Source organism: Okeania sp. SIO2B9 (assembly GCF_010672505.1).
Lineage (GTDB): Bacteria > Cyanobacteriota > Cyanobacteriia > Cyanobacteriales > Microcoleaceae > Okeania > Okeania hirsuta.
Genome location: NZ_JAAHGK010000049.1, coordinates 1 through 13,173 on the forward strand (window position 1 = coordinate 1; position 13,173 = coordinate 13,173).

At 40.3% G+C, this 13,173-nt stretch carries 4 protein-coding genes; 2 read left to right on the forward strand and 2 right to left on the reverse strand.

Annotated elements, in window-relative coordinates; all coding sequences use genetic code 11:
- Positions 1 to 295: 295 nt before the first annotated feature.
- Positions 296 to 3,259, forward strand: coding sequence for an insulinase family protein (locus tag F6K13_RS03570; RefSeq protein WP_124155331.1), 2,964 nt, complete (start codon positions 296 to 298; stop codon positions 3,257 to 3,259).
- A 738-nt stretch (positions 3,260 to 3,997) separates the two neighbouring features.
- Positions 3,998 to 5,035 carry a hypothetical protein gene (locus tag F6K13_RS03575; RefSeq protein WP_124144734.1) on the forward strand — a complete coding sequence of 346 codons (1,038 nt, stop codon included), beginning with the start codon at positions 3,998 to 4,000 and terminating at the stop codon, positions 5,033 to 5,035.
- Positions 5,036 to 5,823: 788 nt separating this feature from the next.
- Here F6K13_RS03575 and F6K13_RS03580 read toward each other — a convergent pair.
- Together F6K13_RS03580 and F6K13_RS03585 are read right to left on the reverse strand one after the other, a co-directional pair.
- Positions 5,824 to 10,056 carry a DNA-directed RNA polymerase subunit beta' gene (locus F6K13_RS03580; RefSeq protein ID WP_124155330.1) on the reverse strand — a complete coding sequence of 1,411 codons (4,233 nt, stop codon included), beginning with the start codon at positions 10,054 to 10,056 and terminating at the stop codon, positions 5,824 to 5,826.
- Positions 10,057 to 10,816: 760 nt separating this feature from the next.
- The gene (locus F6K13_RS03585; protein WP_124155329.1) at positions 10,817 to 12,835 is read right to left on the reverse strand and encodes a DNA-directed RNA polymerase subunit gamma; all 2,019 of its coding nucleotides are present in this window, start codon (positions 12,833 to 12,835) and stop codon (positions 10,817 to 10,819) included.
- Between the last annotated feature and the right edge of the window lie 338 nt (positions 12,836 to 13,173).

Sequence of the window (13,173 nt, forward strand, 5' to 3'; positions counted from 1 at the left end):
CAATTGAAGAAGGAGACAGGAGACAGGAGACAGGAGACAGGAGGAAAATTACATGGGGATTCTCACCCCAAGTAATTTTGAACACCGTGTAGACGGTGGGGTATTAAACCCACAAAGAAAATGATAAGTTAGGACATTTCCTCTACTGCCTACTGCCTACTGCCTACTGCCTTTTCTTGTCCTAACCAAAACGTACTGCTATACCTGGAAAACCACCCTTGGCCAGAGAGAAAACCGAACTAGAGAAATAGCCTACACTAATAACTACAGTAAACAAAATAGCAATTCATTTTCTATGCCTCTATTAAGCGAAAGAACCTTAGAAGTTGGACAACAATTAGAAGGCTTTGAGGTAAAAGCCATTACCCCCCTCAAGCAACAGCAGATGGTGGCATATCAACTGGAGCATCTGAAAACTGGTGCCAAATTGCTACACCTCTACTCAGAAGATGCGGAAAATCTGTTTTCCATTAGTTTTCCTACTCCTCCGCCAAATAGTACAGGAATACCCCACATTCTAGAACATTCTGTTTTAGCAGGTTCAGAAAAATATCCTGTACGGGAACCATTTTTTGAAATGCTAAAAATGAGTCCGGCAACTTTCATCAATGCTATGACTGGACCTGACTGTACTTATTATCCAGTCTCCAGCAAAGTCAAACAAGACTTATTCAACCTGGCAGAAGTATACTTTGATGCAGTATTTCATCCTCTGCTGACTGAAAACACATTCAAACGGGAAGGCCACCATCTAGCTCCTGCCGACCCAGAAAATCCTCAAGGCGAGCTAAAATTTACTGGAGTAGTCTATAATGAGATGAGTGGTGTCTTTTCAGACCCCGAACAAAGGTTAGATAGTATTGCCAACCGGATTCTATTTCCTGACAACATTTATGGCCTTGAATACGGAGGCGACCCGAAAAATATTCCCGAACTAACTTACGAAGATTTCCGGGAGTTTCACGCCAACTATTATCATCCTAGCAATGCTTACTTTGTATTCTATGGGAATATTGCCACTCCAGAATATCTAAAATTTTTGGCTGAAAAGTTAGATGTTTTTGAACAACGGAAACCCAACATCAACATTACTCCTCAGTCTCAATGGAGCGAACCCCGTTTCCAAGAAGATTCTTATCCTATTAGTGCAGCAGACTCGGCAGAAGAGAAAACTTATATTATGCTCAAATGGTTGGTGGGAGATAGCACCAACTCTGATGAATGGGTTGCCTTGGATATTCTCAGTCGAATACTTTTGGGAAATGAAGGGGCACCATTAAAAAAGGCGATCGTTGAGTCTCAAATAGGTCAAGACTTACTACGGTCTGGAGTAGACTCTGTAGGTAAAGAAACTACTTTTCATATCGGTATTCAAGGTAGCGAACCAGACCGTGGTGAAGCATTCAGTCAGTTAGTTATTAATACTCTCACAGAACTTGCAGAGACCGAACTTGAACCTAATCTTGTGGAAGCAGCTTTCCAACAAGCAGCATACCAACATCAAGAAATTGCCAGTATGTATCCTTTGCGGATGTTGTTCCGGGTGATGCAAACTTGGATTTATGGTAACGACCCGTTAACGTTTTTGCAGATCGGCGATCGCCTCGTTGAATGCAAACAACGTTATCTTGAAAACCCTAGTTATTTCAACAACCTCATCCGCGAAAAGTTACTCAACAACCCCCACCGTTTAACTTTAATATTGAAGCCAGACCAAGAATGGCAATCTACTTATGACCAAGAAATAGCAGCACAAGTGGAAGAGGTACGTTCTCAACTGACTCCAGAAGAGCTAGAGCATATAGCTAACGAAGCAGAAGCACTAGAAGTAGAGTCAGGAACTCCCAACGATCCAGAAGCAGTAGCGAAACTACCTCAACTACAGGTAAGCGACTTACCGCCAAAACCAGATGATATTCCTACTGATGTCGAACAGATTGATGGTGGAGTGACACTATTACGCAACCATGTGTTAGCAAATGGGGTAAACTATTTACAACTAGATTTTAGTCTGCGGGGGTTGCCTGAAGATTTGTGGTTGTATGTACCTACTTATATAGATGCTTTGCGGAAGTTGGGTGCTGGGGATATGGATTACGAACATATTGCCCGACGCATTGCTTCTTATACAGGGGGAATTAATTTTAGAACTCAGTTGCGGACTCATGCTCAAGACCCTTATCGTCCTATACATGGATTTCGTGTTACTCTGAAAACCCTTGACGAACAACTAGAGCAAGCATTAGATTTATTGCGAGATTTGATTTTTGCAGTCAACCCTCGCGATACAGCTAGACTACGAGATGTTGTTAATCAGTCTCTGGCTCAATGTAGTTCTGATTTGGTTTACAATGGTATCTACACAGCCATGTTGCGAGCTAGTGCTGGCATGACAGCAGAAGCTAAAATTAGCCAAGTTATTAACGGTTTGCCTCAATTAGAGTTGCTGAATAAAGTATGCGATCGCTTTGATGAGCATGGGGCAAATTTGATGGCTAAAGTCGAAACTATCCGCGATTATGTTGCGAATCAACCTTTAACTGCTAGTTTCACTGGTTCCGACAATGGTTATGAGGTGGTGAAGAACACCCTATCAGAGTGGAGTCAGCAGCAACAGCAACAACCAGGAGAGAATTTTGCTAATCGCTTCGATCCTATTTACAATCTACGGGAAGGTTTGGCAGGCCCAGTACAGGTAGCTTATTGCGTTCAGACTATGCCTGCTCCTCACTTCAGCCATCCAAAATCTCCATTGTTAGCATTGGGCGCTCATTTGTTAGGTTTGGGTTATCTATTCAGTGAAATTCGTTTGAAGGGTAATGCTTACGGTGCTGGATGCTCTTACAGTGGGTTAGGAAAGGTTATTTCTTTGTATTCTTACCGAGACCCTCATGTGAGTCGCACTCTTGAGGTGTTTACTGGTTTGATAGATTATATCAAGGATTTAGATTGGACTCAGACTGATGTTGACCGAGCTATTATTGCTACCATTCAGGATGATTCTCCAGTGTTACGCCCAGAGATGGCAACAAGTTTAGCCTTAGAGCGTTATTTGATAGGGCAAACTACTGAAGTACGAGAGGAACGTTATCAGCGATCGCTTAATGCTACGGTAGCGGATGTGAAGCAAACTTTGTTAGATGTGTTTAGTTCAGGAATGGAACACAGTAACATTTGTGTGATGTCTTCTCGCGCCAAATTAGAAGAAGCAAACGATCAAATGGAAGGAAACACGTTGGAAATTTCTGACATTATGTGATTTGAGAATGATTAGATAAAATTAGTTGATTAGTTAATCACTTAATGGCTAATAGCTAATAGCTGAATAGGTTATTAGTTGTTAGCCATTAGCTGACAATTATATCATATTCGGTAGAAAAGTTATAATTAGGCTCGTAGTTGGGCTTTAGCCCTAAGACAAGTATTTATAGCAGAAGGAAGGACCGAAGTTGGAAAAATCTTACGTTGTCTGAGTTTTAGGCTTTTGAACTGTCCGCGCCCTTTCCTTCGACTGGTATAGAACCCCTAACCGTATCTTCGCGGTGCGTAAAAAATTTTGAGCTACTCCTTGGTCTTTATGTAGAAGCAATAAAGGAAAAATACTCGCTACACACCCCCAGCACCCCATCTTCACAAGGGTAGGTAATGCAGCTTAGGGTCAGACGATACCTTGTGCTTCCCACACCTCCCACACTTCCCACACCTCCCACACCTCCCTATATTTTTTAAATAGAACCCATTTGGGATCTATAAGTTATATTGAGGGGTTGCAAATTAATCCAGCATCAGTTATAGTAATTAATGGCCGTGGGGCACACGGTTAAATAAAAAGCTTGTGGAGATGGTCTGACGGGGGTACAACTCAACTTGTTTGATTTGTTACCTAGTTAAGAATCTGCGAAGCAAGAATCTCCCATTATAATCTTTTGATTTAACGGTGAGAGTGTCAATTGATGCAATAATATTTCGGCACTATGAGCAATAATACTATCCCGTTATGCCCGAAATTCCCCAATTTCCTGAAGCTCTTGCTGAAGCTCTCAATAACTTTCCAGAGCTAGATTTAGACCTACCAGACCCAGAAGATGAAAATATTCCAGACTCAGACTTTGAAAAAGTAGTAGACACAGCATGGAAAGTTTGCGATCGCTTCGACCTCCAGACAGAAATCTGGCGGGGGCGCATCTTAAGAATCATCAGAGACCGAGAAAAAAAAGGAGGCGATGGGCGAGGCAGCGGATTTCTAAATTGGCTCAAGGAAAGAGAAATCAGCAAGAGTCAAGCTTATGCCCTGATAGAATTGGCCAATAGTGCTGATACTTTAATTGCAGAAGGACATTTAGACCCAGACTCCATTAATAATTTTAGTAAACGGGCCTTTGTAGAAACAGCAAAATCAGTTCCAGAAGTCCAAGAAATGGTGACAGATGCAGCAAAAAAAGGCGATCGAATCACCAGGCGAGAAGTCAAACAACTAGCAGATGAATGGATGGCCATTAGCTCAGATTTACTTCCCAGCGAAATAAAAGAAAAGGCCACATCTGGTTCCATGCCACCACGTTATTTAGCTCCCCTAGTGCGAGAAATGGAAAAATTACCAGAATCTCATGTGAGCGCAATTCAAGAGGAGATCGTCCAAATTCCAGAATTAGATACCGTCAAGCAATTGACCTCAGATGCTCGTAACCTTTCTAAATATCTTGATGCAGCAGCAAAAGTTCAAGCATTGAATGAATCACCATTAGACATGGAAATGGTTCTAGAAGAAGCTTTGAGATTAGAATGTCTGAATGTAGTCGCCGATCTAGTCAAACAGTCTGGTCAACTAGAAGCAACAACTGCTAAACTTTACAGCACCTGGAAACGAGTAGGTAATTTATCAGAACGGTTATTTGTTGATACTGGTGCTAGTACACCTCATTTACGACACTTGTTAGGGTGTTTAGACAAACTATCTAATAATGTAATTGAAATCCGTCTAAGTGAAGTCAATGACCAAATTATTCGCCTACAAATACTCTCTGATGGAGATTGAAGAAAAAGTCAGGATACAGCAATTCTGGAAACAGAATTAATGGGATGGAGATTGCCGATATCAGTCACATTAATTAGGGTTTGCTGAAAAATTTCGATGAATAGACATCTCCAAAAATAAAAAATCAAATCAATTATCGTATAGAAATTATCAATTCTTTCTTCCTATTCCCTATTCCCTCTTTTCTGAAGATGTCTAATGAGGTGAGGAGTCAGGAAGACCTCCTCAGGAGTCATATCAAATCCGGTAGCATTGGTGTAATTAGATTCATAGTGTGGGGAGATCAAGAAAGATTTGGCAATGGCGCTGTGATGGAACATTTTTTTATACCGAACCCGAGCGGATTTGATATAATTAACGACAATGGGACGTTGGATTCAACGTCCCTAAAGCTTCTCCAGAAGCAATACTGATAATAGGTTACTTAACTTTCCGGCGTTGCTAATTTGAGGTATAGCGCTGTGCGCAGGCAACAGGCAACAGGCAACAGGCAACAGGGAGAATAAAAATCTGTTTGCGCAGCATCTCCGTTGGAATAATATAAGACTTTTAGCTATTGGACACCTCTTGTAATTTGTAAATATGCCAGCGCACATTGCTATATGATATCATTCAGGATAAGAGGGCGAGCAAAAAACTTTCTCCTTATACTCGGGGTTTGTTATTCTTTCTTCCCTCCTGACTCCTAACTTCCCCTCCCCTCCTGGGAGGGGTTAGGGGTGGGTTTACTCCTAAGTAATTAGGATTAATATCATACACCTGCTTCAGCAACGCCAACTTTCCGATCCCTAGATTAATTCTGGCGTATTCTCATCAAAATCATCAAAACCATCATCATCATCACTATCATCATCATCATCTATTAAGTCATCTTCTAGGTCGCCAGGAAAATCAGACTCAAAATTATCGGAGACAAAATCTGAGTCATCTAAAACTGACTCACTATTGTTTAAAATCTGAGGAAAATCAGGCATACGATCGTCTATCAATTGATTTTGATCTTGAGATATGCCTTGAGAATCTGCAAAATTATTATTCACAGGTGATAAATTCAGACCACTTTCTAATTCTAATGAACGTGCTGTTTGATCGTCTAACACTACACTTTGTAAATTATCTTCCTCAATCAGATCCACATCCTCATCCCAACTTTGTTCCAAACGACTAATCTCTGCACTCAGAGCATCTTCATAAGCATTAAAACCAGTACCTGCTGGAATCAACCGCCCAATAATCACATTTTCCTTCAATCCCCTTAACCAATCAGACTTACCTTCAATTGCCGCCTCCGTTAAGACCCTTGTAGTCTCTTGGAAACTAGCTGCCGAAATAAAGCTATCTGTATTCAAGGATGCTTTTGTAATCCCTAACAACATTGGCGTATACTGAGCTGTTGCTCCACCAGTAATAGACATAGCCTCATTCACCTGTTCCACTTGTCGTAATTCTATCAACTCTCCAGGCAACATAGTAGTATCACCACCATCATCAATCCTCACCTTAGCAGTCATCTGACGCACAATTACTTCAATATGTTTATCAGAAATATCTATACCCTGAGATTGATAAACCGCCTGCACTTGGTCTACCAAAAACTGCTGACAAGCCTCAAAACTCCTCAAACAAGCCTCATAAATGCTTTCATGGTCGCGGTAATAGTTGAAGAAAATCTCCAGAATTTCATGGGGGTTTCGGGGTCCATCTGTGAGTGATTCACCCACATTTACATTTTGTCCATCAGAAGCAATCACATTCTGCCCAGGACCGATCGGATAATCTGTAATTGTTCCGTCAGGCGAAACCACACTAACCTCCACATTATCCTCATTAACCTTAACCTGAGCTTGACCAGGATACTTCACTAAAATACAAGACTCTTTTGGTTTGCGAGCCTCCAAAAGTTCCTCAATTCGAGGTAAACCCTGAATAATATCCCCAGTCTTAGCACGCTCAAATACCAACAGTACTAAATTATCTCCTCGTTGTACCAAATCTCCATCCATGGTCAGCAGTATCGCCCCTGCAGAAACACGATAAGGTCGGCCTTGACGTAAGATAACTTGATAACCTTCTTCACCATTATCTGCAACTGTTTTCTGAATTTTAGAAACCAGACCTGAGTGTTCAATAAATACTCCAGGAGCAATTTCCGTACCAGCAACTAATAAATCCCCTTGAGCTACAGATGGCAAAGTATTAACTGGTATTTTAATTAAGTCAGCATCTCTGACGATCAAAATACGACGAATAGCTTCCGAACCTTCTTTAATACCCCGTACCTCACCAGCTTCCTTAGATAAAATTTCTGTGCGAGCAACCACTGCTCCAGCTTCAATTACATCCCTATCTTTAACCAAAAGTTCAGTACTTGTACTACCATGAGTTGTATCTGCCGTTACATCGCGACGAATTACTAAAGATTCTAGAATCACCAACTGCAAACGCATTACTCCCTCTTCCTTTGGATCTGGTGATAACTCAATATCAGCAGCTAATTGAGGAGCTTCTTCTCCAATCTCTAATACTAACTGGGTTCGCAGTAATTCTACACCTTCTACAGATTTAACTCGTTCCCCATCTTTAAAAGGAATGCGTTGTACTGCTCTTAACTCAATGGAAGAATTAATTGATTTTTGAGAAGGAACACCAGGGTCATCAGGCACATTAAATTCCGTCACAGGTCGTAATAATAATCCAGGGTTTTCTGGAGTTTCTACATATTCAATATACTTTAACTCAGAGACTATTAATCCTGGCACCACTTCCTTTCCTGGCATTGCAATCTGACCATTGATTAGAGTCAAATCCCCTAAATCTGTTTCATAATCTCCACTATGTAGTTCACCTGGTTTAATTACCACTTCCCTGAGAATATCATTTTTTTGGTGTACTTCTACAACTCCATTAGACAGACAGAAAATATCCTTAACTATTTCTGTACCCGCTTCTACATATTGACCATCTTCTACCAATAGCAAAGATATATCTTTATTGACTTCGTGGCATTCTTCAGGAATCCATAGTAGTGTACCACCTTTTGTCACCTCGTAGCCTTGTTTAGCTTTACCACGTTTAAGAACTTCTACTCCGGCATATTTAATGATGCCACCTGTAGTAGTTTTATAATTTTCTTCTAAAAGTTCAGCAATAACTTCGTGGTTGGCAACCTTACTGCCAGGAGTAACTTTCAAAGCAAATCGTTGATGATTTTGGGCTTCAATGATATACTGGTCTCGGTTAGCAATGGTTTCCATCCTAACTTTTGCCTGGTCTAGTCGCACACTTGCAGTGATGACTTCAATCTCACGAGGTAGATTATTTTGTGCTTTCGTATGCACTGGCAGTTCGGTAGGAACGTTAGTCGTAGTCACTGATCCTTCAGACTCATCCGTTGTTGCCTGTGGAGTTCCTGCACTCAACATATTTTGAGTTTTTTCCGTAGAAGGAATTCGTACCACACCGCCATGCTCTGTCACCAACTTAGTCACAGCAATTACACTATTAACATTAATTGTAGTAGCATTTTTGATTACTGCTTCTGCACCTGGTGGCAGATTATAAACTTCTCCTGATAATATCCATATCAGACCTCCTCTTTGAGCAATGCGCGTTGTTGTTCCTTGTCTATCTACCTTTTCTTCCTGCACCAACTTAGCAAATAGAACCTCCCCTGCTAAATCTGAGGCTACTTCTTTTGTAACTTTCTCCGTTGTTTTTCTGACCTGACCTGCCTTTGGTACTTCTGCTAAAATGTCTCCTGCTAACACTTGTTGGTTATTTTGCACCATCAAAATAGAACCTTGAGCAATGAATATACTTTCTTGACCGCCATTAGTTCCTACTATTGTCAGGTCAAAATTATTTTCTGCAATCATTGCTTCATCCCCATGACGAGTCCGGAATGACCTGGTACGCACAGTTGATGGATACTTGACAATACCTGCAAAAGGAGATGTGAACTGACGTGCTACTTCCCCTGTAAATACACCACCAGTATGGAATGTCCGCATTGTTAATTGAGTACCTGGTTCGCCGATAGACTGAGCAGCAATAATCCCAATAGCTTCTCCCATATCTACTATATGACCATGAGCTAAACTCCACCCATAGCACTGTTGACAGACAGAACGAGGTGATTCACAAGTCAACGGCGATCGCACAAATACTTTTTCTACACCTGCTTTACCTATTGCTTTAGCTAAGTCTTCTGTAAATACTTGATTTCTTACTGCTTGAATACCACCACTACTAATAATTTCTCCTGTTTCTGGATGTTTAACATCTTCTCCTGCAACTCTACCCAATAACCTGTCTTGTACGGGAATTAACACGCGTTCACCATCTTTCATGCTTGTCACCGTTACTCCCCGCTTTGTGCCACAGTCTGCTTCCCGAACTATTACATCCTGAGAAACATCAACTAAACGACGAGTCAAATAACCGGAGTCCGCAGTCCTCAATGCTGTATCAACCAAACCTTTGCGCGCACCATAGGAAGAGATAATATATTCTGTTACAGTTAAACCTTCCCGGAAATTAGTCTTAATTGGCAAGTCAATAATTTCCCCTTGTGGATCTGCCATCAGACCACGCATTCCCACTAACTGACGCACCTGAGAAATATTACCCCGCGCTCCAGAAAATGCCATCATATAAACTGAATTCAGAGGGTCTGTTGCCTTAAAGTTACGGACTACCTCATCCTTAAGATTTTCACTGGTAACATTCCAGGTATCAATTACTTTTTGAAACCGTTCTACTTCAGTAATTTTTCCTTTAGTATAGCGGTCAGTTGTATCACGAATTTCTTCCTCTGCTGCATCTAAAAGTTGTCGTTTAGAAGCAGGTATTCGTAAGTCATCAACACTAATAGAAACTCCTGCTTTTGTGGCATAACGAAATCCTAAATCTTTCAGTTTATCTGCCATGTGTGCAGTTCTGGCTGTACCATAATTATTAAAAGACCAAGAAATTAGCTTTTTCAGTTGACCTTTATTAACAACTCTATTCCGAAAAATCATGTTATTCTCTACCTTTGTTTATTAGTTTACTAATTTTATTTACAGCAGTTTTCGAGTTGATGAGGTACAAAGTTTTATTGTTCTAGGGAACAGGGAACAGGGAACAGGAAATATCAGAATAGTTTTACCGAATAATTAATAATTAATAATTAAATAATTCTGGTTTAAACCCTCTCCTTTTAAGGGGAAAAAAAGTGCTAGGATATTTCCTTATATTCAATCAATAACGGTTAAAACCCGAGGTAATTATCAATTATCAATTATCCATTATCCATTAATGAAAACTGTACCTCACGCTTCCTCAAAAGTGCTGTAGATCAAAAACTGTTCTTCAAGGAAATAGAAAAGAGTAAGTAGTTTTGTTTTCTGCTTCCTTACCTTTTCCTTCTGTTAGCGATCAACAGCGGTGTCAGCTCAGTTTGCTAATTTGCGACCTGGTTTGTGGCACTTTCCACCTCTGTCGCTGACGTGGTGAGTTAGTGCGGTCTTTCAGGTTTCCCTGAGTGGAGCAACTAATACCGTTTCACGGAAGTCACAAGTCAAAACTCAGAAGTCAAAAGTGAAAGTTTATAGACTTAAAGTAATGGTTATACACTAATTTCAGCTTATTCTTTCACATCATCAGTTGCCAACTATGGCGTTACTGATTTGAGGTACGATATCTTTCCGGATAAGAAGGCAAGCAAAAGACTTTCTCCTTCTACTCGGGGTTTCTTTTTCTTTCTTCCCTCCTGACTCCTGAGGACTGACTCCTGACTCCTTACAAAACACTTTGAATTGTTTGATTGAGAATTATACGACCAGGTGTTGTCACCACAAACTGTGTCGCTGCTTCTCCATTTATTTCCCGCACCTGGCGAGATTTAATATGAACCTGTTTAATTTTTCCCTGTGGAGTATAATGAACCCGATACAAGTGATAACGCTTCACTACCTCTCCATTTTCTAGAGTTTTCTCTGACTTCAACTCTCCCAAAGTATCAGGTAATATTTTGCTATCCAATGGCATCCAATAACTTTTAACCGCCACTTCTTCTGATATCTGTTGGATATCGGGAGGCATTTCTTCTGGTTTATCTGTTTCGACCGTAACATCACCAGGCAACCTCAAATATACATAAGTATGTAAACCTAGCTTAGACTGTTCATAAGCTAAAACTACATCATTAAAGTTAGCAAAATATAGTTCTTTTCCACCTTGTTCTCTATGGTTTTCTGCTGTCAGATAATAACAACCTAATACCATATCTTGAGAAGGCGTAATAATTGGACGACCAGTCGCTGGAGACAGAATATTATTCGATGACAACATCAATAATCTTGCCTCTGCTTGCGACTCTAGAGAAAGTGGCACATGAACCGCCATTTGGTCGCCATCAAAGTCAGCATTAAATGCCGGACAAACTAAAGGATGTAACTGAATTGCACGACCATCCACTAAAATAGGTTCAAAAGCTTGAATACCTAATCTGTGTAAAGTCGGTGCCCGGTTCAACATCACTGGATGACCTTCTATTACTTCCTCCAGCACATCCCAAACATTCGGGTCTCCTCTTTGAATCAGTTTTTTGGCAGCTTTAATATTATTAACTAATCCCTGACGAATCAACCGATGAATTACAAATGGTTGAAACAATTCTATCGCCATTTCTCGTGGTAAACCACACTGATTAATTGCCAATTTCGGTCCGACAACAATTACCGAACGCCCTGAATAATCAACCCGTTTACCTAACAAGTTTTGCCGGAAACGACCTTGTTTTCCTTCGATAATATCACTCAAAGATTTCAGAGGTCTGTTGTTTGCACCTACCACAGTACGACCACGACGACCATTATCAATCAAAGCATCAACTGCCTCTTGCAACATTCGTTTTTCATTACGGATAATAATCTCTGGTGCTAAAATTTCTTGCAGTCTTGCCAAGCGATTATTTCGGTTAATAACTCGTCGATAAAGATCGTTTAAATCGCTAGTTGCAAAGCGACCACCATCCAACTGTACCATTGGACGTAAATCGGGTGGAATAACTGGAATAGCATCTAAAACCATCCATTCCGGTCTTGAACCCGTAGCGACAAAATTATCAATTACTCGCAAACGTTTGATTAATTTGGCGCGTTTTTGACCTTTAGAATTAGCAATTTCTTCCCTTAGTTTTTCTGCTTCCTCCTCTAGAGCAAGATTTTGTAATAAGACTTGTAGAGCTTCAGCACCAATGCCAACTTCAACCCCTACTATTGTTGAATCTTCGCTATAAATTTGATCTTCAATTTCTAGCCAAACATCCTCTGTTAACAGTTGCTTATAACTTAAACTTTCGTGATTCCCTGGATCTAATACCACATAAGCATTGAAGTAAACAATTTGTTCTACATCTCGCAATGGCATATCTAACAAAATTGCCATATAACTCGGAATACCCTTGAGATACCAAACATGAGTAACTGGTGCTGCTAATTTTATATATCCCATACGGTGACGGCGCACCCGTGACTCAGTTACTTCTACTCCACATCTTTCACAAACAATACCTCTATGTCGGACTCGCTTATACTTTCCACAATGACATTCCCAATCTTTCGCCGGGCCAAAGATGCGTTCGCAAAACAATCCATCCATCTCTGGTTTGAGAGTCCGGTAATTAATAGTTTCTGGCTTAGTAACTTCTCCGACGACTGTACCATTTGGTAAAGTTCTTTCTCCCCAGAGACGAATTCTTTCTGGAGAAGCTAGACCAATTTTGACATAATCAAATCTTTGTTCAAGTTTTGGCATTTTTACAATAAAGAGTTAAGACTACAAAATTAACAGGCATTGCACATTCAGCGAATGATTTTGGATTAGGGAACTGAGGAATTGTTATACCGTTTCACTAAAGTCACCAAGTCAAAAATCAGAAGTCAGAAGTGATATTAATGGAACTTAAAACCTCAACTATACAGTAATTTCAGGTTATTATTTTACTTCATCAGTTACCAACTATTTGTGATATTTTTTAAGTGAATTGGTATTAGTAATGATTAATATTCGGTTTTTTTGAGTCACACTCCAAACCGCTCAACTAAACTTACTAAAAAGTCTGAAAGTATAGTCATTCGTAGTGGTTCAAGCAC

What these genes read in the sequence shown, in the direction of transcription:
- F6K13_RS03570 (WP_124155331.1), top strand. Translation starts at nt 296, where the DNA reads ATGCCTCTATTAAGCGAAAGAACCTTAGAAGTTGGACAACAATTAGAA.
- F6K13_RS03575 (WP_124144734.1), top strand. Translation starts at nt 3,998, where the DNA reads ATGCCCGAAATTCCCCAATTTCCTGAAGCTCTTGCTGAAGCTCTCAAT.
- F6K13_RS03580 (WP_124155330.1), bottom strand. Translation starts at nt 10,056, where the DNA reads ATGATTTTTCGGAATAGAGTTGTTAATAAAGGTCAACTGAAAAAGCTA.
- F6K13_RS03585 (WP_124155329.1), bottom strand. Translation starts at nt 12,835, where the DNA reads ATGCCAAAACTTGAACAAAGATTTGATTATGTCAAAATTGGTCTAGCT.